This window comes from Candidatus Tenderia electrophaga, from assembly GCA_001447805.1.
GTDB lineage: Bacteria > Pseudomonadota > Gammaproteobacteria > Tenderiales > Tenderiaceae > Tenderia > Tenderia electrophaga.
In genome coordinates, this window is the sequence record CP013099.1 from 585,546 (window position 1) to 610,665 (window position 25,120).

Consider the following 25,120-nt stretch of genomic DNA (forward strand, 5'->3'; position numbering starts at 1 on the left):
CGTTTGTCGAGCCCGTCACCGGTATCCCTCTAAGGGATAACAGTGTCGGCTGTCTTCTTGGTCGGCCTCAATAAATAGATACGCATCTCGACGCTAGTGGTGTGTGTCCGGTCGTCCACCGGCAGGCTGGAGATTTCTTCAAGGAATCCATCAGATCTGCTGCGGAGACGGTCCAATGTGCTTACAGAAATGTAAGGGCAATCTCGTCCAATGCAGAGCAGGCGGCACAGCTCGTCTGCTTGTCATTGCGTCCATCGTGGTTACGCTGTGAAGGCGAGCCCGGCTTTTTCGTCACCCTCCTGACTATGACGGCCCGCGGGCGCGTCCTGAGCGGCGTTTTTTTCGGTCGGCGTCAAGATACCCTGGGCCTTGGCGGTCGGCGCGCTGGATCATACGCTGCCGAGTTGTTCCCAGCACCCTGGCGTTACGCGCTATTTCATGGCACACCATCCGCCTTTCGCCGGTTGAGATTGTGTGCCAGCACGTCAGCCCAGGCGAGTTTTATCAGCGTTTCGGTGCAACACGGACTCAGATCCAGTCGGTCAGGATAATGCCCACGCTCAAGCGATTGCTGGAATCATCGTAGTCGATCAGATTTTCGCCGTAGCCATTAAAGTATTGCAGATAGCCGTTGAGGCGGTCGTGATAGATGGGAAAACTCCAGTCCAGCTGCATCGCGCCGCGGCTTTGCGCATCGAGGTTGTGGCGTAGGGTAACGCCGACGTTGTGTTGTCCCAGTTTGTATATCAGGCTGAGTTCGCCATGACCCATATAGTCGACAATATCCGGATTGTCGTCGTCATCACTGTCTTCCGGAATGCGCCACCAGGGTTTCAGGCTAACGGCGAGGTGCTCGCGTTCGAAAATGAAATTGACGTAGAGGCGGTTCCAACTGCGTGACAGGTTGCCGGTGCGACCGTTGGATTGATGTGACAGACCGACCAGATTGACGCGGTTTTGAAAGCCGAAGAATGTTCGCTCGCTGGGAACAAACAGGATGGCCTCGGGTTCGTGGTTGGTTTCGCGAAACGGTGAGGAGTTATCGCGTTGAAAGGCCTGCCAATAGGACTGTTGGGTATAACCGAAAAACAGATGGCCGCGCGCGCCGATAAGGTTACGCCACACCAGAAATTTCAGGCTGATTTGAAATTTTACCTCCAGCCGGTCCAGTTGCTTTCCGCTGTTGTCGAAGGGCTGGTTGTTGGGTGAATCATTATAGCTTAGCGGTAGCAGATAGGTGGGTTTATGGGGGGTGAGGGTAAAGGGATTTGCCTGCGCCTTTTCTTCCCAGTTAAGCCGGTTTTGCAGCGGGCTGGTCTGTTGGCCCAGCGCTGGGGTGCACAACAACAGCATGATTAATAAATACGTCAGATGAGACATGATGAGAATGCGAGACTATAGGTAACGTCAGTGTAACGCAAAGCGAGGCTTGGGCCGGATTTGAGCGATGTCACCTGCCTGTGAAGTGCTTGATGTGATGGTGGGCCCACCAGGACTCGAACCTGGGACCAATGGATTATGAGTCCACTGCTCTAACCAACTGAGCTATAGGCCCTTGATATGCAGCTGCGTAGTATAGCCCGCGTGACGGTGGCTCGCCAGCCTGACAAAAAAACACCCGTCGCGGCATTGCCGGACGGGTGGCTGTGGTGCTGTTTGTCAGTCTTGTAAGAAGCTGCGCAGTGTTTCCGAGCGGCTGGGGTGACGCAGTTTGCGCAGGGCTTTGGCTTCGATCTGGCGAATGCGTTCGCGCGTGACGTCGAACTGCTTGCCCACCTCTTCCAGGGTGTGGTCGGTGTTCATGTCGATGCCGAAGCGCATGCGTAGCACCTTGGCTTCTCGGGCGGTGAGGCTTTCCAGGACGTCGGTGGTGGCTTCCTTGAGGCCTTCGAAAGTGGCCGAATCCGGCGGCGCCAAGACGCTGGTGTCCTCGATGAAGTCACCCAGGGATGAGTCTTCGTCATCACCGATGGGGGTCTCCATGGAGATCGGTTCCTTGGCGATCTTGAGCACCTTGCGGATTTTGTCTTCCGGCATTTCCATGCGTTCGGCCAGTTCTTCGGGGGTGGCTTCGCGGCCCATCTCCTGCAGCATCTGGCGCGAGATGCGGTTGAGCTTGTTGATGGTCTCGATCATATGCACCGGGATACGGATGGTGCGTGCCTGGTCGGCGATGGAGCGGGTGATGGCCTGGCGAATCCACCAGGTGGCGTAGGTGGAGAACTTGTAGCCGCGGCGGTATTCGAATTTATCCACCGCCTTCATCAGGCCGATGTTGCCTTCCTGGATCAGGTCGAGGAATTGCAGGCCGCGGTTAGTATATTTCTTGGCGATCGAGATGACCAGACGCAGGTTGGCCTCGACCATCTCTTTCTTGGCGCGGCGGGCTTTGGCTTCACCGATAGAGATCATGCGGTTGATGTCTTTGATGGCGGTGATGCTGAGGCTGCAGATCTCCTGGATGCCGACCAGTTTTTGCTGGGCGCTGCGGATTTCGTCTTCATGCTCCTGCAGGATCTTGGCATATCCTTCTTTGGAATCGATCTGCTGATCGAACCAGTCCAGGTTGGTCTCGTTGTCCGGGAAGGAGGTGATGAATTCCTTGCGTGGCATGTGCGCTTCGTTGACACAGATGTCCATGATAATGCGTTCGTGGCCACGAATCTCATCGATAATACCGCGCAGATTGGTGACCAAGGCATCAGTGAGCTGGGGCGAAAGTTTGAAGTCGAGAAAGATCTCGGCCATTTCGTCTTGCAGGGCCTTGACCTTGGGGGCGCCGATGCCATGTTTTTTTAAGGCGTTGTGATGCTTGGTATAAAGCTTGGTGAGCTTGTCCATGCGGGCGCGGACTTCTTCCGGGTCCGGGCCGTTGTCGGTGGTGTTATCGTCCGAGTCGTCATCGTTGTTGCTGGTATTGCTGGCCCCGGCCACGGGCAGTTCGCCGTTATCATCGGGGTCGCTGAAACCACGCACATAATCGGCCAGGCGCGCTTCGCCCTTTTCGACTTGGGCATAGCCTTCCAGCAGCAGGGCGATGCTGTTGGGGAAACTGGCCAGGGCGCGATAGACCTGGTTGAGGCCGTCTTCGATACGCTTGGCGATCTTGATTTCGCCCTCGCGGGTGAGGAGTTCGACGGTGCCCATTTCGCGCATATACATGCGCACGGGGTCGGTGGTGCGGCCGAATTCGCTGTCGACGGTGGCCAGGGTGGCGGCGGCCTCTTCCGCGGCTTCGTCGTCGGTAACGGCGTTGTCGGACAGGATGAGGCTGTCGGCATCAGGCGCGATTTCATGGACAGGGATGCCCATGTCATTGATCATGTTAATGATATCTTCGATTTGTTCAGGATCGACGATCTCATCGGGTAGATGGTCATTGACCTCACGATAGGTCAGATACCCTTGCTCCTTGCCTTTGGCGATGAGGAGTTTGATCTGTGATTCCTGTTGCTCGCGACTCATGTTCACGTAATATTCTCGCTCGTTGATATCCAAAAATTTCCAGGGCCAAAAAAACGGCCGCCAATTGTAGCAAATCCTGGCCCGCCTTTAAACTCTGCGAGCGGCTTCGTCAAGTTTTTTTAGGGGCTGTCCGGGCGCCGATTAGGTTGGCTGAGCGCCTGTTTTTCCTGCAGCAGCTGGGTAAGGAGCTGTTTCTCTTCAGGGCTCAGGCCGCCTGTTTCACCTTTTCTCAGCAATGCCCGGTAGCTGCGGTCCACCCTTTGTTTGTCCAGTAGCCGCAGGGCGTCATTAAACTCATGCTCGTACCCGTCGCTGGGAATGGCGCTGGAGGCGCTGGCGAGCCGGTTGAGATGTTTGCCCTCGGGCCGGTCACGCCAGTGTTCAAGGATGGCGCCACAGCTGATATTGGGGCGTTTCTGGATCAGTTCAAGTAATTCGACCAGCAATCCCATGCCGGGTTCCTCCAGGTCGCGGAAGCGCGCCGGGTCGGCAACATGGCCGGCCAGGTCGGGGCGTTCCAGCAGCAGGCTGATGGCGGTGCGTACCGGCGACAGCGTGCGCGATTCGCCGCTTTGCATACGACTGTTCGCGGGTCCGCGCCTTTTGCCGGGGCGTTCTCCTAAAAGCTGTATCATTTCCGCGCTCGGTATATTGACGCGGTTGGCAAGCTCGTTGATGAGCATGTGTTTAAATACCGTGTTGCTGATTTTTGCCAGTTTGGGCCGGGTCAGGTCGACCAACCGGGCGCGTCCGTCGATAGCGCTCATATCGACGCGCTGGGTTAGATTCTGCAACAGGAAGTCGGAAAGTGAGAGGGCGCTCGCAGTGCGCGCTTCGAAGGCCGGTTTGCCGATGGCGCGGACCAGGCTGTCCGGGTCCTCACCCTCGGGCAGGAACATGAAGCGCGCGGTGCGACCGTCTTTGAGTTCGGGCAGCATGATGTCCAAGGCCTTCCAGGCGGCATCGCGGCCGGCGCGGTCGCCGTCGAAACAGAATACGACCTCGCTGCTGATGCGAAACAGGGGGGACAGGTGCTCCGGGGTGAGGGCGGTGCCGAGGGTGGCGACGGCGTAGCGGATGCCGTGCTGGGCCAGGGCGATCACGTCCATATAGCCCTCGACTACCAGCAGGCGGTCGATTTGGCGCAATGCCTGGCGCGCCTCAAACAGACCGTACAGCTCGCGTCCCTTGTGGAATAGGGGGGATTCCGGGGAGTTCAGGTATTTCGGTTTGTCTGCATTGTCGATCACCCGGCCGCCGAAGGCGATCACCCGCCCGCGACGGTCGCGGATGGGAAACATAACGCGATTGCGAAAACGGTCGTACATACCGCCGCCGTCCTTTTCTATGGCCATGCCGGTGGTGATTAGCTGCTGGCGGCGTTGCGCGTCGACGCCGAGACGGCTGCATAGGGTATCCCAGCCGGGCGGGGCGAAGCCGATGCCGTATTCGGCGGCGATCTCGCCGGTCAGCCCGCGCTGTTTGAGATAGTCCACTGCCTTGGTGGCGTCGGCATGATGTTTGAGCTGATGACGGTAGACGTTGGCGGCCTCCTGCATGATGGGGTGGAGGTCTTGCTGTTGTCGCTTGTCCGGCGTGTTCCGTTCCAGGGTGGGCAGTTCCATGCCGCTGCGTTGGGCCAGCTCCTTGACCACCTCAATGAAGTCCATGTGCTCGTAGTCCATCAGGAAGCCGATGGCGCTGCCGTGGGCACCGCAGCCGAAGCAATGGTAGAACTGTTTGGTCTGGCTGACAGTGAAGGAGGGGGTCTTTTCCTCGTGGAAGGGACAGCGCGCCTGGTAGTCGCGGCCAGTCTTGCGCAGCGGCACACGGCTGTCGATGACGTCGACGATGTCGATGCGGCTGAGCAGCTCGTCAATGAAATGTTGTGGGATGCGGCCTGCCATCAGCTGTCGTGTCCGGAGTGCGGCAAAACGATCAGTTTAGCCGCCGGGCAGGTATTTTTAAACAGAACTGAGCTTGCTTTTGACCAGTTGGCTGGCCTGGCCCATGTCGGCGCGGCCTTGGATGCGGGGCTTCAGAACGCCCATCACCTTGCCCATGTCTTGCGGGCCGCTGGCGCCGGTGGCGGCGATGACTTCGGCAATGACGGCCTCGAGTTTGGCGCTGTCCATCTGTTCAGGCAGGTACGCCTGCAGGATGACGATCTCTTCCTGTTCCTTGTCCGCCAGTTCTTGGCGGCCGGCGTCTTGGTAGTGTTTGATTGAGTCGCGCCGCTGTTTGACCATCTTTTCCAGTAGCGCCAGCACTTGGTCGTCATCCAGGCTGATGCGCTCGTCGATCTCTTTCTGCTTGATGGCGGCGAGGATCAGACGAATAGTGCCCAGACGCGCCTTGTCTTTGGCACGCATGGCGCTTTTCATGTCGTCCTGGATGCGGTCTTTCAAGGCGGGCATGGTGGCCGGAGGTCCTTGAGCGGGCGGCGTCGTCTTAGTACAAACGCTTGCGATTGGAGTGTTCGCGCATCAGTTTTTTGTGCTGGCGCTTGACCGCGGCGGCGGCTTTGCGCTTACGGGTCTCGGTGGGTTTTTCATAGAATTCGCGGCGGCGAATTTCAGATAGGACGCCAGCCTTTTCGCAGGTGCGCTTGAAGCGGCGCAGGGCGATTTCGAAGGGCTCGTTTTCTCTAACGCGTACCGATGGCATATATATCCGTTTCCTTTGTGCTAATGGTTCACATGTACAGGTGAAAGGGGCGCCATTTTAGAGCAATAACGCCGATTTGCAAAGCTTTTGCGGCTATCTTTTGTCGCCGCACGCGGGGCAGAGGGGGTCTTTGGAGAGTTTTACCAGGCGTGGCGTCATGGTAAGGGCGTCGATGGTCAGCAGGCGGCCGCTCAGGCCCCGGCCGATGTTGAGCAGGAGTTTGATGGCCTCGGCGGCTTGGATGCTGCCGATGATGCCGACCAGGGGGGCGAAGACGCCGCGGTCACGGCAGGTTTCCTGAGGGGTGTCGGCCTGTTCGGGGTAGAGGCAGCGGTAGCAGGGGGCCGCCACTTGGCGCGGGTCGAAGGTGCAGACCTGGCCCTGGAAGCCGATGGCGGCACCGCTGATCAGTGGTGTTGCGCAGCTCAGGCTGGCCTGGTTGGTGGCAAAGCGGGTTTCGAAATTGTCGCTGCAGTCGAGCAGGACATCAGCGTTGGCGGCGGCGTCGGCGAGCAGGCTGGCGTCGGCGCGCCGGTTGACGGCGTCGACGCGGATTTCAGGGTTGAGAGTTATCAATGCGGCGCGCAGGCGATCCGTCTTGGCTTGTCCTAAGTCGCTGTTACGAAAGGCAATCTGGCGCTGAAGGTTGCCCAGGTCGATGTCGTCGTCGTCGATAATGGTAATTCGGCCTATGCCGCTGCTGGCCAGGTAAAGCGCGGCGGGGGCGCCCAGACCGCCGGCGCCGATAATGACGATGCGGGCCTGTCCCAGCCGGGTTTGGCCGGCGAGGTCAATTTCCGGGAGGAGTAGATGGCGGCTGTAGCGGCTGAGTTGGTCGTCGCTGAAGTCGGGCGGTTTCATGGGGTGTAGCGGAAGCAGGCGTCGATCGGGGTGCGTCCGTCGTCGGCCCAGCCGCCGACAGTATAAATAGAATCATCGCAGACCGTGACGCCCATGGCGCACACCGGGCTGGGCAGCGGTGTGACCTGCTGCCAGCCGTCCTGCGCGGCATTGTAGCGTGCGGTGCGCGGATGGATGCTGTCGTCGCTGTAACCGCCGAAGACGTACAGTTCATCGCCGAGCATGGCGCTTCCCAGTCCGGCGGCGGGCCAGGGCAGGCTGAAATCTGCGTCGCTGCTCCACTGGTTGGTCGCCGGGTCATAGCGCTCGATGACGGTGAAATTGTTGAAGCCTTCGGGACGGAAGGCGACACCGCCCATGGCGAGAATTTTGTCGTCGTGGGTGACAGCCGACAGGGCGAAGCGCGGCGTCGGCAGCGCCGCGATTTGTTCCCACGAGCCTTTCTCCAGAACCAGCCGTTCGCAAAAATCGAAGCCGGGGTCTGTTTTGGGGCCGCCCTGGGTGGCGTCCGGGTGGTGCCCGCCGATGACGTAGATGGCGTTATTCACAACGGCCACGGCCGGGTAGTCATGAGGCATCAGCAGGTCCGGGCCCATTTCCCAGCTGTCGGAGTCGGGGTGATAGATTTCGACCTTGGTGAGAAAACGAAACATGCCGTCGTCTTGGCGAAAGCCGCCGCCCATGACATAGATTTTATCGCCAATCGTGGCGGCGACAGTGCCGGAACGCAGGGTGGGCATTTGCCGGCGTTTTTGCCAGTTGTTTGAATCAGGATCGAAGCAGATGACTGAGTTCAGGCTTTTGAATTGCGGGCCGCCGCCGCCGAATGCGTAAATTTTTCCTGCATAAGTCGCGACCGACGGATGGGAGCGGGCGATCTGTAATGGCGGGAGGCGGGTCCAGCAACCGGCGGAGTTGGTCTTGGTTGTGTTCATGGGCTCAATCTGGCTATCTTGGAGTAATGAATAACTAAGTCGGCCACTCTACCCAACTGGTGGGGGGTGTCAATAGCGCCGGGGGTATGGCCAAAGCGGACTTTGCTGTATATCTTTTTGAAAATCAAAAACAAAATACCCATGCGGGCTGTCGGTTGTTTGTCATTAGGGGATTGGTTATGATGACTCGTTAGGAGATGACGTAGCTACATTTGGGTTGTACTTTGGTTGGCCATAAAGTTCTGACTCCCGGCCGCCGATAAAATATTGTGAAAACACAGGTTTACTGCTGCCGAAACGCCGGTATGCGAAATGGGACATAGGCGTGATTCCGGTGTCTCATAATTCCAATGGAAGGGATTATTGATCGAGGATAGGCCAGGAAGGAAGCCTTGTATATATGAGGCCGAGTTTGGCTGAGTAGCGAATCCTGTCGGAGGTGGTCGGCGCTATATCCGTCGGCTGTTGGTTTGGAGATAAGCGATGAGGGCTGTCAGCCAGTCTGAGATTATGAAGATTAATCAGAAAACACAAGTGGACGCAGGTTCCACACGTCAGGTTCAGGAGAGTGCTCAGAATCAAGTTTTAGAGCCCTTGCCCCCTTTGCAGGATCGCTTCGGCCGTACGTTCGACTATGTGCGGATTGCCGTCACCGAAAAGTGCAACCTTCGCTGTACATATTGCATGCCCGAAGAGGGTGTGGATTTTCAAGGCAAAGAAAAAATCCTGCACAGCGAGGAGACGCTGCGCATCATCGGTGTGCTTGCGCGCATGGGGGTCAAAAAGGTGCGGTTCACCGGCGGTGAGCCTCTGGTACGAAAAGACATCGTCGATCTGATCGAAGGTTCGGTTGCCACCCCTGGTATCAAGGCCGTACACCTAACCACTAACGGATTACTTTTCGACCGCTATGCCCAGCGTCTACGGGATGCGGGATTGACCGGTGTCAATATCAGTCTCGATACGTTGGATGCTGACAAGTTCGTCCGTATCACTCGCCGCGAAGGCTTAGAAAAGGTTAAAGATAGCATTAAGCTTGCGCTCGATATGGGATTTCCTCGCGTCAAGGTCAATGTGGTTCTGATGCGTGGTTTCAACGAAGATGAGCTTAAAGACTTTACCGAGATGGCCCGTGACCATCGCTTAACGGTGCGTTTTATCGAGTTCATGCCTTTCGACGGCCACCAGATTTGGGAGACTGGCGGACACTTTGCCAGCGCTGAAAGTTTGGTCAAGCAGATTGAAACTTTGTATCCCGGTATACAGCCTGCACCGGGAACCCGTACCGAGCACCACATCTTTCAAGGCAATGATCACCAGGGCAAGATCGCCGTGATTCCGGCCTTTACCCGCAGCATGTGCGGTAACTGCTCCCGTATTCGCGTGACCGCAGACGGCAATATCAGAAATTGTCTTTATTCCGATAAGGAATACAGTTTGAGAGAGCTGATCCGCTCCGGTTGCAAGGACGATGAAATCGCCGATGTCTTTCGTAAGGCATTTGCCGAGAAAGAAAAAGATGGCTTTGAATCCAAGAAGGCTTCATCGGCACAACGTGTGGCGGTAGAGGATATCGGTCGGGTTAGTATGACCCAGATCGGCGGTTAGTAGCCGCTGTTAATTATTTTTTCGCCTATGTAGACGTCGCGTGACACCCGGTCTGGAACAGATATCGTCCTGCGGCCAAGCATTTGCGTTCATACCACAGTTTAGAGAGTATTACAGAATGAGTGAGTTGACCCATTTCAATGCTTCGGGCGAGGCCTACATGGTTGATGTTGGCGAGAAGTCCGAAACACAACGCGAAGCGATCGCAGAGGGGCGCATTTTTATGGAGCCCGAGACGCTGGAAAAGATTGTTCAGGGGGATCACAAGAAGGGCGACGTTTTGGGGATCGCGCGCGTGGCGGGAATTATGGGTGCAAAAAAAACACCAGATTTGGTGCCGCTGTGCCACCCGATTATGCTCACCAACGTAGAGTTGGACTTGACTCCAGAGCCGGAAAAGAACGCCGTGTATTGCCAAGCGAAGGTGCGCTGTAAAGGCCAAACAGGCGTCGAGATGGAGGCGATTACAGCTGTCCAGGTGGCATTGTTGGTTATCTATGATATGTGCAAGGCGGTTGACCGCGGTATGGTGATGGGCGGCATTGGCCTGTTGGCAAAATCAGGCGGTAAATCGGGCACATGGCGTCGTAGCGCATAACTGGCTTGGGGAGTTGAGTAGATGAATATTACAGTAAGGTATTTTGCCAGCATGCGCGACAAGATGGGGCGTGCTGAAGAAACCCTGACGATAGACGGCGATACCGTATCGGTGGCGGATGTATGGGCCAAAGTGGCTGCCGGCCAGCTGATCCCCGACAGCACCCTTATCGCTGTTAACATGGAATATACGGATGCAGATGCCGTGCTCAAAGATGGTGACGAACTGGCGTTTTTTCCGCCTGTAACTGGAGGTTGATGACGTGAAGGTAGTGGTTCAGGAGCAGCTGTTTGATCCGGGCAAGGAAGTCCGGGTCCATCAAGACAATCTGCCGAAAGGCAAGCATGGCGGTGTCGTGACTTTTGTCGGCACCATGCGGGACTATAACGACGGTGAAGATGTGGCCTCCATGGTTTTGGAGCACTATCCAGGCATGACGCAGAAGCACATTGAGCAGGTTTGTGATGAGGCGGCTCAGCGCTGGGAAATTGTCGACAGCCTGGTGGTGCATCGCTATGGCGAAATGCTGCCGAATGAACCCATCGTCTTGGTTGCCGTCTGGTCTGCACACCGTGCCAATGCCTTTGATGCTTGCCGCTTCATCATCAATTACTTAAAAGAACGGGCCCCTTTTTGGAAGTGTGAGACCACGCCGGCCGGCGAAAAGCGTTGGGTAGAACACAACTCACGAGACGAGAAGGCCGAAGTCGCGGATGTCGATGCTGTCACTGTCAAGCGTAGCGCGTAATTTGAGTTGGGTGATTTTTGACGCATCACCGCCTGATAAAACTTGGGTTAGTGAGTTAACATCGGCGGCACTTGAGGCGTGAGAGAAAAAGAAAACACAACCCGGGTAATTTATGTTAGGCATGGCGAAACAGACTTTCCGCTCGATCGGATTTACTGTGACAGTCAAGAAGACCCTGTCTTAAATCCTGCTGGAATAAGGCAAGCCGAGCAGGCGGCTGGGTATCTAGCCGATTCGGATATAGCGGCCATATATGCTAGTCCCTGTAGTAGGACGCGGATGACGGCAGAGGTGATCGCCAGTTATCACAGTGATTGTCAGATTGCTTTCGATAAGTTTTTGATGGAGCGTCATTTTGGTGTCTGGGAGGGGCTCTATTTTGACGAGATTGAGTCTAAGTATCCGGTTCAGCACCAAGCGTGGAAACGCAACCAGGCGGCTTTCAAGCCAGAAGCGGGGGAGTCAGTGTACGACCTGGCGGAGCGGGTCCGCCTCTCGCTGAAGCAAGTGATCGCCGATAACCAGGGCAAATGCATTGTTGTCGTGTCGCACGTCGGTCCAATTAGGACATTGATTGCCTCAGCGGTGGGGATGCCGCTAGAAAGATACCGACAAATCAGTGTCGATCCAGCCTCGGTGAGTTGTGTTGATTACGGTAGAAGGCAGAACAATTTGATTCTACTGAATTTCCACGGTCGACACTGGGGCGGTGGTTGGGCATAAATAAGCCCTAAACTCGCCAGGTGGTTGGCCGATAACCTATTTAGGACGATAGGATATCGGCTTGTTAGGCATGGATGACCCGGAGCAGATTGTGTATTGTCGCTGGAAACAGCTTGACACCTCCTGGGCCGACGTTATACATTGTCTAACAAGAAACAGTTTTGTGCTCGACAGGGCAATGAACTATTGACGACGGTGTTATATGGATGTTAAATGTAACGCCAGGGTAGATTGAGGAGGAGATGTTGTCATCTCTGCAACTTGATGATGTATTCAGGAGGCTTGAATAATGAACAAGGCATATAAAGCAGCAAGTTCCATGGGTGCCGCTGCGCTCGTGCTTTCAGGTGCGGCGATGGCGGCAGCACCGGCAGACGGATTTGATCAGTGGACGGCGAGCAGTGGCGCTATCGCTTCAGACTGTCCCGCGGGTTTCACCTGTAGCGGTGAAGTGACCGGCGACGGTTTCTTTCAACGCCAGATTAGTGACGGTACCAACGACTATTTTCAGACCATCATTACCGATGCCGGTGTCAGTGGCACCGCAGGTAATATGAGCTTCTCTGATGAAAGCTTTGTCAGGACCGGTAATGTAGGCGGCTTGGCAGACAAGTCATCCATCACAGATAGCACTACCACTGGTGCCTTAGTCGAGACGTTCGATACCGCAACTACCCTGCTGACAGGTTGGGCCAGCACCAACGGCACTGATGACGAAGTGATGATTTATCAAGGTATTTCCGCGGTTGACGACGGGGCTACCGCCGGGGGTGAAGATTTTCGCACGGACTTCTGGCTTGATCAGACGGGTACTCTAGGGTCTGTAGGCAAGATTATGCGCATCACCAGTGGGGTCGATATCCAGGAGCAAACCACCAGTACGGCTGCGCAGGTACAGGACTTCGTCTTGGTCGATCGCTCCGGGAGTGAAGTCGGCGTCGGCGGTGTTGATATTGATGGTGACGCCAGCGATGACCTGACATGGCTTGCTGGCGAGAATGTGAAGGCTATCTGGATCGGCCAGGATATGTCGTTGATTGAAGGTGTCGGTCAAGAGTTCGGCTTCACTAGCTATACTAACGTGACCACAAGTAACGCAGTGAGTGATTTCAGTCTCGTTGATTCAACTGCGATCGACTGGGATACCACTGCACCACCTGCTGGTTGGGGCAGCCTTGCCACCGATGGTACGGGAGGTCCGTTCTAACGGTTAAGCAACAACCTAGAACAGGCACGTTAAAAGAGAGGGGCTTTATGCCCCTCTTTCTTTGTGTGGAAAAACGGGTTTTTGTTATTGTCTAAGGATAGTTGGTAAGGGTTATGTCGATATGAAAAAGAGCGCACTTTTTTTGTTCATTGTGTCGGTTTCGACCTTGCTATTCCCGGCTGCGTATGCAGAGCAAGATGTCAGGGAGATCATCAGGCATTGTGAATATAAAAATCCCGGAGAGGATCAGCGTTCATTGTTGACCATTACCTTGATCGATAAAGATGATAATGAGCGTGAAAATATCTATCGACGTCTATGGAAAAATTACCACGGCCAAGAAGGAGTCTTGGACAAGATGGTGCTGTTCACTGAATTTCCCCCGGATGCCAAGGGAACCGGATTCATGCGCTGGGGCTATAAGTCATCTCTCGATAAGATGGCGGATCAATGGCTGTATCTGCCGCATTTAAGAAAGGTGCGCAGAGTCTCGGTTAGGGACCCTGGAGACAGTTTTCTGGGCTCTGATTTAACCTATGGTGATATCGAAGACCGCGATATCAGCGATGATGAATACAAGTTGCTTCGCCACGATGAGCAAGACGGGGGCGATATCTATACAGTTGAGATCAGGCCAAAAGAGCAAAATTCGATCTACAGCAAAAAAATCTCCTGGTATGCAAAGCGGTCTAGTTGGGATGACTGTGTCCGCGTTAAAACCGACTATTACGACCGGCAGGGCAATCTTCTAAAGAAACAAAGGTTAACTTGGCAAAAGGTCGACGACGCGTGGATATGGGATCGCGTTACCGTCGAAAACGTGCAAACCAATCATAAGTCGATATTCACGGTCACCGATGTAAAAGTGAATATCGGGCTCGACGATGACATATTTACCGAGAGGGCATTAAGAAAGGGGCTTTAGTCAGAATTTTAACTCACTACTCAGAGGCGTTTCCCGGGGGTTAGAAACGCCTTTTTTATGGTCCTTGACACGACTGGGATTAATGTATAACATTTGTTGAACAGTGTTCGACAACTGACGTGCGAGGACAAAATGTCTAAAGAGATAGGGCAGGCAGGAAAGGCCAGGCGAGACAAAGCGGTTTCGATGGCAATGAAGCGCAAAGAGGAATACCTCGGGGCGCGGGTACCCAAGGAGTTGCGTGATAGGGTGATCCAAACCGCAAAAGAGATGGGAATCCCCGTTTCCATCCTGATTCGAAATACCCTGGAAGACGCTTTTGGGATGGGACCACCGGCGCGTGCCCCATCCTCAGCGAGTAAAGAAACGCCCGCCGACGCCGATATATTTAACACGGTTCTCGGATGGGAAAAGATCCAGTTAAACAAAACCGTCTCATGTTTAGGCTGCGGAACGGTGCTGCAACAAGGTAAAAAGGCCTTTCTCGGGTTAGGGGCTTCAGAGCCGGTTGTGATTTGTGATGCCTGCAAAGGGCATGTCTAACAAGGATGTGGTGACATGGCATGATAAAGCAGTTATGGCAGTTTATCGTCGCTGTCGCATGCTGTTCGGTCATATCATCAACAAGCGCGCAAGAGACTGATCTTAACCTTGACTTCGATTCCCTTTTTACCGAGACGGTGCAACAACAGGAAGAGGAATCCAGTCTCTGGTCTGATTTACGTCTGAGCGGCTACCTCAAAAACGAAACGGCCTATCGGCTGCGCGAGCCCCGTTCGATTACCAAAATTCGCAATATCGGCTATCTAAACGCTCAATATCCCTTCGGAAACAGGGTCGATTTTAATTTTACCGGTTGGGCCTACTACGACCTTGCTTATGATCTGTTTAATTACGAAACGATCGCCGCAAGGCTCGAACGAAACTCCGAAGAACCCCTTGCCTTTGTCGAAAATCTGGCGCAAGAGAAAGACAGCCCGGTTGCCCAGATCCGCGAGCTATATTTCGATATGGCTTACGATACGCTGGACCTTCGAATTGGTAAGCAGTACGTCATTTGGGGAGTGTTGGAAGGCGTCAGAGTCGTTGATGAAATCAATCCCATGGACTTTCGCGAATTGATCCTTCCGGACCTGATTGACTATAGAATTTCACTGTGGACAGTAAAGCTCGATTATTATGCCAATGCCGGCGATGTGCAGCTGTTGTGGATCCCAGACCTGCAATTCCACGAGCCCGCGCCCCCCGGCTCTGAATGGGAGTTATTGCAGGAAGTGCCGGGTACCCGCAAACCAGAAAGCTGGACGCTGGAAAACTCGGAATTCGGTATCAAGTTTGACACTTACCTGGCTAACACTGAATTATCATTTAGCTATTTTTATACTTGGGACGACTTCCCGGTCATATTTAGAACGGTAAAAATCGGTGCCAGCGCAAATGAGGGGCCAGTCTTTTTTCCTTCGTACACCAGAATATCCATGTATGGAGCGACCGCGGTTCGCCCGGTAGGCGAATATATTTTAAAAGGCGAGCTGGCCTATGTAGAGGACAAGTTTTTTGGTCGCAGTAACGTGGCGGACGCTAACAACGACGGATTTGTCGACACTAATGGTGAGGCGCAAAAGGACCACATCAGATGGGGGATGGGGGTAGATTTTCTCGCGTTCGGCTGGGATGTCGCAGTGGGCGCCACGCAGTGGATAATTCTCGACTATGAACCGAACCTTATCCAGGATCGGGTCGACACCTCGTACAATCTGTTTGTGCGGCGTGAATTTCCACAATATGCGCTGACTGTTCAGGGGTTGTGGATATTTCTTCAGCAAATGAACGAATCCTACATGAAGCCAAAAGCAACATTCCAATTATCGGATAGGTTCCAAATTGCCGTTGGCCTGGATTTGTTTGATGGTGAGAAGTCAGATTTTGGGTTGTCGACCGTAACTGCACAGGGGCAGTTTAATGCTGATGTTCAGCGCGCCCAATTTCTGGGGAATTTTCACAATAACGACAGAATATTTTTTGAGTTTAAATATTCGTTTTAGGGGTGAGAGCTAGATCGTGGCTGCATATTATAGATTTGTAACGACCTACCCAAAGCTGATTATTGGCATGGTGATGCTTGTTACGCTGGCTTTGGCGTCACAGATTCCAAGCTTGGAATGGGAGACCGATGCGCGAGTTTATATGCCTAAAGGGCATCCGGCGATAGAATATGACGAAAAAATCGAAAATCTATTTGGTGCAAAGGACGCCATTATCATTGCAATCGTTAACCGAGACAAGACGATTTTCAATGCCGAAACACTTGCCAAGATTCAGCGTGTCACCGAAAAAATAGCAAAACTACCCTCCGTCGTCGCTAATCGGGCGCTGGACGTCGCATCTCCGACTACAGTGACTTTATTCGAAGGTGACGAAGAGAGCGTCGGGGCGGTGCGGCTGATGCCGGTGGCCCCAGTTAGCCAGACCGACATTGAGAATATAAAGCAAAAGGTTTCGGATCATGAAGATATCCTCAAAGGCAATCTGATATCCGCAGACGGCAAAGCCGCCATGATTCGGGCCAAGATAGAGGAAGGCGCGGCGAATCGTTACCAAGCTTATTGGCAGATCAAAGGCATCTTGGCGGCAGAATCGGGTGGTGGTGACGCTTGGGGCGGATGGCAGGGTGGCGACTGGGGTCAGAGCGGCGGCGCGGCGCAAACTGACGAAGGACGAACCGGTGATGCTCCCGAAGACGCTTGGAAACAATGGCAGACCGCTGAGACAACGGACGACTATGACGATAACGGTGACCAATTTTATGTCTCAGGTCGGCCAGCGATAGAAGTAACCTCCGGGCTCAATGCGCTGGAAGACATCAAAGTGATGATTCCGCTGCTGCTTGCGACTATGGCTGTGGTCCTTTTTATGATATTCAAGACTGCGCGCGGCGTGTTGCTGCCGCTCAGCGTAATGATAGGAGCCATTATCTGGACTCTGGGGATAATGGCAATCCTTAAGGTGCCGATGTATACCATATCCACCATGCTGCCGGTCATTTTGGTCGCCGTAGGTATCGGTGACTCGGTGCACTTTTTGAGCAATTATTACAATAAGGTGCTCGAAGACCCCTACAGAAAAAGCACTGAGATTGTGGGTGCAGTGATTACCATGCTAAGTCGACCGCTGATCACCACATCGCTTACGACTGGGATTGGGTTTATGGCGCTTTTGTTTGCCGAGATGCCACCATTTAAGCTGTTCGGCCTATTCACTGTATTGGGTATCTCGATCAGCTGGTTTTTAACAGTCACCTTTGTAGCGGCGATGTTGGTCATTTTAAAACCCAAGGTGGCGGATTACCTGGAGCGGAAAAGATCGCTGCGTGTTCACGACGGGCAGGACGTCTTGACGCGCGCATTGGTGTCCGGCGGGATTATGATTACCAGGAATAGCCGTTCGGCCGCGCTGATCGCAATCATTATTGTTGTGGCCATGTCTATAGGCGCTTCGCGTCTATACGTCAATTCCAGCTGGATGAGCGATTTTAAGCCGGAAAGTGAGGTATCACAGGCCACCGACCTCATTAATGAGAAATTTGACGGTTCTATTACCCTCAACGTGGTGTTGGAGGCGGACAAAAAAGACGCCCTCAAGTCGCCCGAGCTGCTGAATAAGATTGACCGTCTTCAGCGCTATGCAGAGACCCTGCCGCTGGTTGGCGATAGTTTGTCGATGGTGGATTATTTAAAGAGCTTAAATAAGTCGTTGCACTCAATGCAGCAGGCCTACTACCGCATTCCCGATAGCCAACGTGAAATCGCCGAGGGGCTTTACCTGTATTCGGTTTCCGGGCAGCCAGAGTTATTGGACGAGATGGTAGATTACGATTATCAGCGCGCCAATATTGTCGTTATGATTAAAACCGATGAAACTTTACATCTTAGGCGAATTATCGATTCGATTGACGCCTATGCCAACGATGTGTTTGCGGGTTCAGGCGTGCAAATCAACTACGCCGGCCCCGGCAACAACTCCTATGTTTGGGCCGATCTCCTGATTGATAGTCAGACTGTCGCGCTGTTGTTTTCGAAAATCGCGATTTTTTTGATGGCGTTGTTATTGCTGCGTTCAGTTATCGGCAGTGTTGCTATCGTATTGCCGGTTGTGGTGACCACCACAATCGTCGCCGGCATGGCTGGATGGCTGAGCATACCGATGGATGTTTCAACCGTCCTTGCTGCCGGTATCGCCATTGGGGTCGGTGTGGATTTCGCCGTCCATTACGTCTTCCGCTATAAGATCCACAGGGACGCCGGGCGAACTCATGAAGAAGCTGTTGCCGGCACTATGAAAGGTGTGGGTAGAACCATCGTCTTCAACGCAGTAGTGGTATCCGCCGGGTTTGCGGTATTGCTGCTGTCGCAATTTCCGCCCCACGTGAAACTGGGTGTGTTTGTGATGGTCTATATGGTTATCAGCTGTATAGTTGCGCTTTATCTGCTGCCGCTGATTTTGCGTAAGTTTTCCGTGCACTAGATGGGCGCAAGTGTTGATGCTCAGAACACTCTTTTGTCTATTGTTATTGCTTTATCTGCCGCCTGCGTTTTCTGAGCCAGGACGTTTGAGCGTCGGTGTCTATCTAGGGTTCCACGATCCGGCCCTGGAAGACCTCAATCAGCACGAGTTCAAATCCCCAATCGCCGGGACCGCCGAGGTTATCCTCGGGACCGGAACTAACGATAGTAGTGCCGTCCTATTTCCCAACCCACTGCCTGAATTCACGCCGGGCGCCAATGGCGGACTTGAGTTTATGTGGGAGCTCAGTGACAGATATGACTTTATCGTCGGCGGCGGTACCTGGGAGGTTACGTCGCGCGCCCTGGCTCAAGGCGGTCTGTTTTTGCAGGGGCAGCCAGCCGACGTCTTTAACGAGCGCACTGCCAAGCTGTCTTATAACGAGTTTTATTTTGGTCTGCGCTATAACCTGATTAATTCAACGGAAAAGTTTAAGGGCTATTATCGCCTCACCCTAAACGAAGTTTTTGATATTGATTATCGCGAGGATTTGATTTTTTTGTTTACGTCGGGGGATGCGGCAGGAGTAAAAAAATCGATTATCCTTCAATCACAGGCCACGGGTTTGTTAATGCTGCAGCCCGGTATTGGCATGGAATACGCGTTTAACGATTTGATATCGGTCGGCGTTGAGGCCTCCTACCTGTTCGGGTTTCGCCGCATAACCTTGCGTGATGGTAGATCAAGTGTCGACTTCCTTTCTACGGATAACCTGTCTTTGTGGTTGCCGCAGCGGGTCGATCCGCAAAGCGGCGATTTGCAGTATTTGGCGCAGCGGCCCGCCGATGACGAAGATTATTCCAAGATCCGCTTGAGTTTCGATGGCTGGAAAGTGCTGTTTAAAATGAATATCCATTTCTGATGAACCGTACATTCGCTCATCGCCCGGTTCTATTGCTGCGCACTATGGTGGTCCTGGTGCTGTTGTATACGTCAAGCGCCGTGTCGCAGGAGTTGTTGCCGGAAGTTGATACCGAATCCATGGTGCCGGCGGTCGAAAAGTTGATTGAAGCGGGTAGGCAAGCACTGCGCGCGGGTGATATCGAGGCCGCTGCGCGCGCCTATAGTGAGGCTCTGCGTCTGCAACCGAAAACGCCCGAAGCCCTGTACCAAATGGCGATCTACTATTTCCGCAAGCAGGATTACGTGCGTGGTTTCGAATTGATTCGTAAGGCTATCGAGGTTGCGCCCAACAATCCGTTTCCGCGGCTGGCATTGGCCAAAGGATTGGGTGAAGTGGGTGACTTCGAGGCTGCCATCGCGCAGTACCAGCAGATTCTAGACATGCTCGATCCTGATTCTCGCCCGGCCCAAGCCGCGGCACTTGAAATGAATTTGCTCAAGTTCAGGTTGGCGACGCGCGATCGAGATAGGGAGCAGTTGCAGGAAATCGGCGATTTGCTGGTAAGCAGATATTCAAACAATCCCTCTGTATTGGAGCTGGTTGCCAACGTTTATGTGCGTGCCGGCTTCTACAACCAAGCCAGGGATATCTATTTTTCGCTTTTGAATATGATGCCAGACAATCCCCAGATCGAGTTTTACCTTGGAGATCTCTACGAAGCTATGCGTGATCCAGAAAAAGCCGTCATCCATTACGAGCGCGCCATGGACAAGGGCCAGGGAACACCCCTGGAGCAATCTGCACACATTCGGGCGGCCATCTTGAAGGCGATTTTGCTACTGCAGCAAGGTGAGAAGGACTTGGCCCAGCAACACTTCCTTGAAGTGCTGGAGTTGGATGAAAATAACGTGATCGCCAACATGAACGCGGCGGCCTATTTTCATGAGCAGAGAGACTTTGAATCGGCCAGGCAGGCTTATCAGCGCGTCATCGAGCGCCAGCCAGATAATTTGGAGGCGCATTACCGTTTGGCCATCGTGTCGCTGGATATGGGGGATTCGGTTAACGGAGTGCGTCACCTCGATTACGTACTGGCGCGCGCTCCGGATTCACCTATCGGTCAAGCCGCACAAGACACCATGGGGCGGGTGCAGCAACGCTTCGATGTGGAAGTTATTCGGCAAGTGATCGCCGATGAGCAAATGCTGGCCCAACAGCTGCGCGAAGATCCTGATGATCCCGAGGCGCTGACCGCCATGGGCGATGTGCTGTTGCGCCAGCAACGTCGCGAACAAGCGCTGGAGTATTTCGAGCGCGCCATGCAGGCCGCCCCCAATTATGGCGCGGCGTTTGTAAAAGCAGGGCGGGCCTATGACGAGGCGCGCCAACACGCCAAGGCAAAGGAGGCCTACCAGCGCGCCCTGGCGTTGCTGTCTGATGATGACAAGGCGGCGCAGATCAGGGAACGGCTGGTGGTGGTGTCCGGCAATCTATATCTCGACGACAAGGAATTCGAAAAGGCAGAGGAAAATTTTCAGCAAGCCTATCAGATCTTAAGGGCCAAGGAGGATGTGGATGATGTCGATTTGGCCGAGGTGTTATGGGGGCTTGCCATGTCGAACGCACAGCAGGGCGATCTGGAGGAGGCCGCAACATGGTACGAAGAATTGATCGCCGTTGTGCCGGGACACTTGGGTGCCAGGATCAACGCGGCCTTCGTCTATGAGCAGCTGGAGGAAGAGGAAAAGGCCAGTGCGCACTATAACGCGGTCAGACTGGCCGACAACGCACCACCCGCTATGAGGCAGCGTGCCGAAGATCGCCTGGATTATATTCGACGTCAAACCAACGGTTTCAGTTACATCGTTGGTTACGTTATGGGGTTTGACGATAATCTTAATAGCGCGCGCAGCAACAAGTTTTTCGAATATCGGTCCGACCTATTTGCGTCGGCGATCTATCGCTACAAATTGAGAAAGGGGATGAAACTCTCGGTAACGGTTTCACCGTCGTACTCGATTTATCATCGCGCCGAGTTCGACTTTTTCAATTTTACCGTCAGCCCCGATTTATTGTTCGAAAAATGGGGCTACGACTGGACCGTGGGGATGAGCCGGAACAGTCAGTCCAGTGTGCTCAGGCCCGAACAGAGCTCGACGGTCACCGATACCTTCAGTGCGGATGCCAGTTGGCTCACGGACGACAAGGTGGGGTATCGTGTCGGGCTTGATTACCGCGGTTTCGGCTCGACCCAAAACCCCTTCTTCGATGCCAATACTTATAATCTCGGCCTCAGCGCCAATTTCGCCGGTCCCGATAACAGCTTTCTGAGTTACGGTTATAGCCTCACGGTCAATAACAACAAGAACCCCTTGGGCAGCGATTACGCCTATACCGGTCATGGTCTCAACGGGCGTATCGATAAGCGCATCGACGAACGCCTGACCGGCTACATCAGCGGACGTTTGGGGTTGAATTTGTACAAGAATGCCGATTCATCCACCAATTTTCAGCGCCAGCGGCGAACCTTCAGCCTTGGCTTCGGTACAGGGCTTACGTTCCGCATCGATTCATGGGTGAGCTTCTTTACCAGTTACAATTTCACCACGCAGTATGCCAATCTGCCGGTCGGGGTTATCTTGACGGAACAGCAGTCGGCCGAAGTGCCGGAGAGGGTTCGACAAAGCAGCTCGGTGGGCAGCTTTGTGCGCCATTCCATCAGCGTCGGCATTCGCATGAATTTCTGACCCGGGGCCGTGGTTCTCAGTCGCGCAGGCCGTTGAAGGCGCGTACCGCCCAGGCCAGTGATACGCCGGCGAAGACCAGCATGACCGTGGCGCCGAAGATGTAAGTATTCATGTCAGGGCTGCCAACCAATACGGCGCGCACCGATTCCACCGCATAGGTGATGGGATTGATCACTGAGATGGTCTCGATCCAGGCCGGCATGAAGGGCTTGGGCACCATGGCAGTGGACAGAAACATCAAGGGCAGGGTCATCAGATTGCCGATCATCACCAAGGGTTCTTCGCGTTGCAGGATGATGGCAAAGCCGTTGGACAGGGCCGCCAGTGCCACGCCCAGCAGAAAGATGCTGATCATGGCCAGCAGTAGATTCAGCGGCCCCAGGTTGAGCTGGGCGCCGAACAGCCAGGCCACCAGCATGATGATCAGGGTCTGCAATACCACCTGCACCGCTGAGTGCATCACCCGGCTGAGGACGATGGCCACCCGCGACACCGGCGAGGCCAGCATCTTGTCCACGGTGCCGGCGGTGATCTCGCGCAACAGGCTCACGCCCGACCACGAGGAGCCAAACAGGGCCGTCATCACCAGTACACCGGGGACGAAAAAGTCTATATAGCTGCCACCGCCGGTAGGCGGCGCCTGGACAAAGTTCTTGAACAGCTGAGTGAAGATGATCAGCCACAACAGCGGTTGGATCAGGGTGAACAGGGTCCACATCGGCATGCGCAATGTGATCTTGGTGTATTTCAGAAATAGATGCCAGGTATCTGCGAACACGGTAATTCTCTCTCGATGGTGGGTCTTGGCGGCGGAGTTTCTGCGCCACAGCTATTTATTCTTGTCGGTCCCCTGCCGTTGCTGCCGATCGCCCTGTTCCTTGGGCCACTGTTGATCGGATGGTGCGGCGCTGCCGGTCTTGGTTTCAGCCGCGTTGCCTGTGTCGTCCTTTTGCCAGTCTTGCCATTGCTGTTGCCAGCCGGCCTTCTCTTCCTCGGAGCCAGTCTCCTCGATCTTCTCTTGCCACTTTTCCCAATTCTTTTGCCACTTGCCACCACCGCCGCCTTTGCCGGCCCATTGGTGCCACCATTCCTCGCCGCCTTCTTCCTCCGTCGCGTCTTCCAGCGTGCTGCCGGTGTATTTGAGAAAGACATCGTCCAGGGTGGGATGGGCCAGGGACAAAGTCTCGATGACCAGCCCCATCTCCTCGGCCAGGTGGACGAACTTGGGCACGGCTGTGCCGCCGTGGTCGACATAGATATGCAGCTTGTCGTTCTGCCACACCACGTCGTTGACGTCCGGGTCGTCATGCAGGGCATAGGTGAATTCGCCCACCTTGGGGTCCTGGCTGTCGAAATTGAGAATCACTGCGTCGCCGTGAATGGCGTCTTTTAGATGCTCGGCGGCATCGATCACTTGGATCCGGCCTTGGTTGATAATCGCCACGCGGTGGCTGAGGTGGTCCGCCTCTTCCAGATAGTGGGTGGTGAGCAGGATGGTCAGGCCGTGTTCCCGGTTCAGCGTTTCGATGAGTCGCCACAGGTTCTGGCGGCTTTTGATGTCCAGGCCCAGGGTGGGCTCATCCAGGAATAGCAGCTGGGGGCGGTGGATCAGGGCCGTGGCGATGTCCAGCTTGCGCCGCATACCGCCGGAATAGGTCATCACCTGGCGGTCCAGGGCGCCGTCCAGCTCGAAATAGCCGGCCAATTCCTCGATGCGGGCGTCAATATCGCGCCGCGCCATGCGGTAAAGCTGGCCCTGTAGCACCAGGTTCTCGCGCCCGGTGAGGAAATAATCCACGCCGGTTTGTTGCGCCACCAGGCCGATGGCGGCGCGGACTTTTTCGGGATCGCGGTCGACATTGTGGCCCGCTACCTCAACGTCGCCCTCGTCGAAACCGCTGAGCGTGGTCAGCACGCGGATGGTGGTGGTCTTGCCCGCCCCGTTTGGGCCCAGCAGTGCCAGGATCTCCCCCTGCTCTACCTTCAGCGAGAGATCGTCGATGGCCTTGTGGCCGCCCGCAAAAATCTTGGTTAAGCCGCTGACTCGGATCATAATCACATCGAACTCTGTTTCGGACAATAGCCCGGCATTATAGCCTACTGACGTGCAAGTGATAGATCTGGTTGGTATTTTCTGCTGTTAGAATAGCGGCGCCAATGGAGAAAGTATAAATGCGTATATTGGGAATCGAAACCTCCTGCGACGAAACCGGGCTTGCCGTCTATGACAGCGAACGCGGGCTGCTGGGCCACGCCCTGCACAGCCAGATCGAGCTGCATCTGGATTACGGCGGCGTGGTGCCCGAGCTGGCCTCCCGCGACCATGTGCGCAAGACCCTGCCGCTGATCGATCGGGTGCTGGCCCAAAGCGGCCTGGCCAAGACCGACATCGACGGCATCGCCTATACCGCCGGTCCCGGCCTGATCGGCGCCCTGCTGGTGGGCGCCGCCATCGGCCGCAGCCTGGCCTGGACCTGGGGCGTGCCGGCGGTCGCCGTGCACCATATGGAGGGCCATCTGCTGGCACCGATGCTGGAAGCCGAAGCGCCGGATTTTCCCTTCGTTGCCCTGCTGGTGTCGGGCGGCCATAGCATGTTGGTGCGGGTCGACGGGGTGGGGCGCTATGCCCTGCTGGGGGATACGGTGGACGATGCTGTCGGCGAGGCCTTCGACAAGACCGCCAAGCTGTTGGGGTTGGGCTATCCGGGCGGTCCGGCCATCTCGAGGCTGGCCGAGCAGGGCGATCCTGAACGTTTCCAGTTTCCCCGCCCCATGACCAACCGGCCGGGCCTGGATTTCAGCTTCAGCGGCCTCAAGACCTTCGCTGTCAATACCCTGGCCCAAAATGGCGATGATGCGCAGACCAAGGCCGACATCGCCCGCGCCTTCGAGGAGGCCGTGGCTGAGACCATGGCCATCAAATGCCGCCGCGCCCTGGAACATACCGGCCTGAAACGCCTGGTGCTGGCCGGTGGCGTCAGCGCCAACCGCCGCCTGCGTCGGCGGCTGCAACGGCTGGCCGAGGAGCGTGGCCTGCGGTTGTATTATCCGCGCGCCGAATTTTGCACCGACAACGGCGCCATGATCGCCTATGCCGGCTGCCTGCGGCTTGCCGCCGGGCAGACCGAGCCCCTGGTGATCCAGGCCCGGGCGCGCTGGCCGCTGGAAAGTCTGACTCCCGCTTAGCGGATGGCCTCGGTACGCACTTCGTAGCCGCGTTCCTTGTGGG

Annotated in this window: 22 protein-coding genes and 1 tRNA gene; 13 read left to right on the forward strand and 10 right to left on the reverse strand. The window is 55.1% G+C overall.

Going from position 1 to position 25,120, the window contains the following annotated elements; genetic code table 11:
- Positions 1–528: 528 nt before the first annotated feature.
- The 8 genes from Tel_02660 to Tel_02695 form a co-directional block, all read right to left on the reverse strand.
- Entirely contained in the window at positions 529–1,353 is an 825-nt protein-coding gene (locus tag Tel_02660) for a hypothetical protein (protein ID ALP52132.1), read from the reverse strand.
- 125 nt (positions 1,354–1,478) lie between these two features.
- Positions 1,479–1,555: transfer RNA gene (locus Tel_02665), tRNA-Met, on the reverse strand.
- 104 nt (positions 1,556–1,659) lie between these two features.
- The gene (locus tag Tel_02670) at positions 1,660–3,465 is read right to left on the reverse strand and encodes an RNA polymerase subunit sigma-70 (GenBank protein ID ALP54708.1); all 1,806 of its coding nucleotides are present in this window, start codon (positions 3,463–3,465) and stop codon (positions 1,660–1,662) included.
- Between the two features lie 119 nt (positions 3,466–3,584).
- On the reverse strand, positions 3,585–5,372 hold the full coding sequence (locus Tel_02675) for a hypothetical protein (protein ALP52133.1): 1,788 nt from the start codon (positions 5,370–5,372) through the stop codon (positions 3,585–3,587).
- Positions 5,373–5,429: 57 nt separating this feature from the next.
- Positions 5,430–5,882 (reverse strand): glutamyl-tRNA amidotransferase, encoded by a 453-nt coding sequence (locus Tel_02680; protein ALP52134.1) that lies wholly within the window; start codon positions 5,880–5,882, stop codon positions 5,430–5,432.
- A gap of 34 nt (positions 5,883–5,916) precedes the next feature.
- Positions 5,917–6,132, reverse strand: a complete 216-nt coding sequence (gene rpsU / locus Tel_02685) for a 30S ribosomal protein S21 (protein ALP52135.1) — start codon at positions 6,130–6,132, stop codon at positions 5,917–5,919.
- Positions 6,133–6,225: 93 nt separating this feature from the next.
- Positions 6,226–6,993 carry a hypothetical protein gene (locus tag Tel_02690; GenBank protein ID ALP52136.1) on the reverse strand — a complete coding sequence of 256 codons (768 nt, stop codon included), beginning with the start codon at positions 6,991–6,993 and terminating at the stop codon, positions 6,226–6,228.
- Complete coding sequence (locus tag Tel_02695; GenBank protein ALP52137.1) at positions 6,990–7,928, reverse strand: hypothetical protein; 939 nt, start codon at positions 7,926–7,928, stop codon at positions 6,990–6,992. Before Tel_02695 ends, Tel_02690 begins: the two co-directional genes overlap by 4 nt.
- Positions 7,929–8,531: 603 nt before the next feature.
- On the opposite strand from Tel_02695, the gene Tel_02700 reads away from it, so the two are divergent.
- The 12 genes from Tel_02700 (at position 8,532) to Tel_02755 (ending at position 21,891) form a co-directional block, all read left to right on the forward strand.
- Positions 8,532–9,536 (forward strand): hypothetical protein, encoded by a 1,005-nt coding sequence (locus tag Tel_02700; GenBank protein ID ALP52138.1) that lies wholly within the window; start codon positions 8,532–8,534, stop codon positions 9,534–9,536.
- 118 nt (positions 9,537–9,654) lie between these two features.
- Entirely contained in the window at positions 9,655–10,134 is a 480-nt protein-coding gene (moaC, locus tag Tel_02705; GenBank protein ALP52139.1) for a cyclic pyranopterin monophosphate synthase accessory protein, read from the forward strand.
- 21 nt (positions 10,135–10,155) lie between these two features.
- A complete protein-coding gene (locus Tel_02710; protein ID ALP52140.1) occupies positions 10,156–10,392 on the forward strand; it encodes a molybdopterin synthase sulfur carrier subunit in 237 nt (78 codons plus the stop codon).
- A gap of 4 nt (positions 10,393–10,396) precedes the next feature.
- Positions 10,397–10,882 (forward strand): hypothetical protein, encoded by a 486-nt coding sequence (locus tag Tel_02715; protein ALP52141.1) that lies wholly within the window; start codon positions 10,397–10,399, stop codon positions 10,880–10,882.
- A gap of 279 nt (positions 10,883–11,161) precedes the next feature.
- A complete protein-coding gene (locus Tel_02720) occupies positions 11,162–11,605 on the forward strand; it encodes a hypothetical protein (protein ALP52142.1) in 444 nt (147 codons plus the stop codon).
- Between the two features lie 289 nt (positions 11,606–11,894).
- Positions 11,895–12,812: a hypothetical protein gene (locus Tel_02725; protein ID ALP52143.1), complete on the forward strand. Its 918-nt coding sequence runs from the start codon at positions 11,895–11,897 to the stop codon at positions 12,810–12,812.
- A gap of 121 nt (positions 12,813–12,933) precedes the next feature.
- Positions 12,934–13,737, forward strand: coding sequence for a hypothetical protein (locus Tel_02730; protein ALP52144.1), 804 nt, complete (start codon positions 12,934–12,936; stop codon positions 13,735–13,737).
- Positions 13,738–13,869: 132 nt separating this feature from the next.
- Positions 13,870–14,280 (forward strand): hypothetical protein, encoded by a 411-nt coding sequence (locus Tel_02735; protein ID ALP52145.1) that lies wholly within the window; start codon positions 13,870–13,872, stop codon positions 14,278–14,280.
- Positions 14,281–14,300: 20 nt separating this feature from the next.
- Positions 14,301–15,782 carry a hypothetical protein gene (locus Tel_02740; GenBank protein ID ALP52146.1) on the forward strand — a complete coding sequence of 494 codons (1,482 nt, stop codon included), beginning with the start codon at positions 14,301–14,303 and terminating at the stop codon, positions 15,780–15,782.
- A gap of 73 nt (positions 15,783–15,855) precedes the next feature.
- Complete coding sequence (locus tag Tel_02745; GenBank protein ALP52147.1) at positions 15,856–18,261, forward strand: hypothetical protein; 2,406 nt, start codon at positions 15,856–15,858, stop codon at positions 18,259–18,261.
- An 85-nt stretch (positions 18,262–18,346) separates the two neighbouring features.
- Complete coding sequence (locus tag Tel_02750) at positions 18,347–19,162, forward strand: hypothetical protein (GenBank protein ALP52148.1); 816 nt, start codon at positions 18,347–18,349, stop codon at positions 19,160–19,162.
- Positions 19,162–21,891, forward strand: coding sequence for a hypothetical protein (locus Tel_02755; GenBank protein ID ALP52149.1), 2,730 nt, complete (start codon positions 19,162–19,164; stop codon positions 21,889–21,891). The genes Tel_02750 and Tel_02755 overlap by 1 nt, the downstream gene beginning before the upstream one ends.
- Before the next feature lie 16 nt (positions 21,892–21,907).
- On the opposite strand, the gene Tel_02760 is transcribed toward Tel_02755, so the two are convergent.
- Both Tel_02760 and Tel_02765 read right to left on the reverse strand, forming a co-directional pair.
- Positions 21,908–22,669, reverse strand: a complete 762-nt coding sequence (locus tag Tel_02760) for a hypothetical protein (GenBank protein ID ALP52150.1) — start codon at positions 22,667–22,669, stop codon at positions 21,908–21,910.
- A gap of 51 nt (positions 22,670–22,720) precedes the next feature.
- Positions 22,721–23,971 carry a hypothetical protein gene (locus Tel_02765; GenBank protein ID ALP52151.1) on the reverse strand — a complete coding sequence of 417 codons (1,251 nt, stop codon included), beginning with the start codon at positions 23,969–23,971 and terminating at the stop codon, positions 22,721–22,723.
- Positions 23,972–24,063: 92 nt separating this feature from the next.
- Here Tel_02765 and Tel_02770 point away from each other — a divergent pair, with 92 nt between their 5' ends.
- A complete protein-coding gene (locus Tel_02770; GenBank protein ALP52152.1) occupies positions 24,064–25,077 on the forward strand; it encodes a tRNA threonylcarbamoyl adenosine modification protein TsaD in 1,014 nt (337 codons plus the stop codon).
- Positions 25,078–25,120 lie beyond the last annotated feature (43 nt).

What these genes read in the sequence shown, in the direction of transcription:
- Tel_02680 (ALP52134.1), bottom strand. Translation starts at nt 5,882, where the DNA reads ATGCCCGCCTTGAAAGACCGCATCCAGGACGACATGAAAAGCGCCATG.
- Tel_02745 (ALP52147.1), top strand. Translation starts at nt 15,856, where the DNA reads ATGCTTGTTACGCTGGCTTTGGCGTCACAGATTCCAAGCTTGGAATGG.
- Tel_02695 (ALP52137.1), bottom strand. Translation starts at nt 7,928, where the DNA reads ATGAACACAACCAAGACCAACTCCGCCGGTTGCTGGACCCGCCTCCCG.
- Tel_02710 (ALP52140.1), top strand. Translation starts at nt 10,156, where the DNA reads ATGAATATTACAGTAAGGTATTTTGCCAGCATGCGCGACAAGATGGGG.
- Tel_02730 (ALP52144.1), top strand. Translation starts at nt 12,934, where the DNA reads ATGAAAAAGAGCGCACTTTTTTTGTTCATTGTGTCGGTTTCGACCTTG.
- Tel_02670 (ALP54708.1), bottom strand. Translation starts at nt 3,465, where the DNA reads ATGAGTCGCGAGCAACAGGAATCACAGATCAAACTCCTCATCGCCAAA.
- Tel_02735 (ALP52145.1), top strand. Translation starts at nt 13,870, where the DNA reads ATGTCTAAAGAGATAGGGCAGGCAGGAAAGGCCAGGCGAGACAAAGCG.
- moaC (ALP52139.1), top strand. Translation starts at nt 9,655, where the DNA reads ATGAGTGAGTTGACCCATTTCAATGCTTCGGGCGAGGCCTACATGGTT.
- Tel_02660 (ALP52132.1), bottom strand. Translation starts at nt 1,353, where the DNA reads ATGCTGTTGTTGTGCACCCCAGCGCTGGGCCAACAGACCAGCCCGCTG.
- Tel_02755 (ALP52149.1), top strand. Translation starts at nt 19,162, where the DNA reads ATGAACCGTACATTCGCTCATCGCCCGGTTCTATTGCTGCGCACTATG.
- rpsU (ALP52135.1), bottom strand. Translation starts at nt 6,132, where the DNA reads ATGCCATCGGTACGCGTTAGAGAAAACGAGCCCTTCGAAATCGCCCTG.
- Tel_02770 (ALP52152.1), top strand. Translation starts at nt 24,064, where the DNA reads ATGCGTATATTGGGAATCGAAACCTCCTGCGACGAAACCGGGCTTGCC.
- Tel_02720 (ALP52142.1), top strand. Translation starts at nt 11,162, where the DNA reads ATGACGGCAGAGGTGATCGCCAGTTATCACAGTGATTGTCAGATTGCT.
- Tel_02725 (ALP52143.1), top strand. Translation starts at nt 11,895, where the DNA reads ATGAACAAGGCATATAAAGCAGCAAGTTCCATGGGTGCCGCTGCGCTC.
- Tel_02690 (ALP52136.1), bottom strand. Translation starts at nt 6,993, where the DNA reads ATGAAACCGCCCGACTTCAGCGACGACCAACTCAGCCGCTACAGCCGC.
- Tel_02740 (ALP52146.1), top strand. Translation starts at nt 14,301, where the DNA reads ATGATAAAGCAGTTATGGCAGTTTATCGTCGCTGTCGCATGCTGTTCG.
- Tel_02675 (ALP52133.1), bottom strand. Translation starts at nt 5,372, where the DNA reads ATGGCAGGCCGCATCCCACAACATTTCATTGACGAGCTGCTCAGCCGC.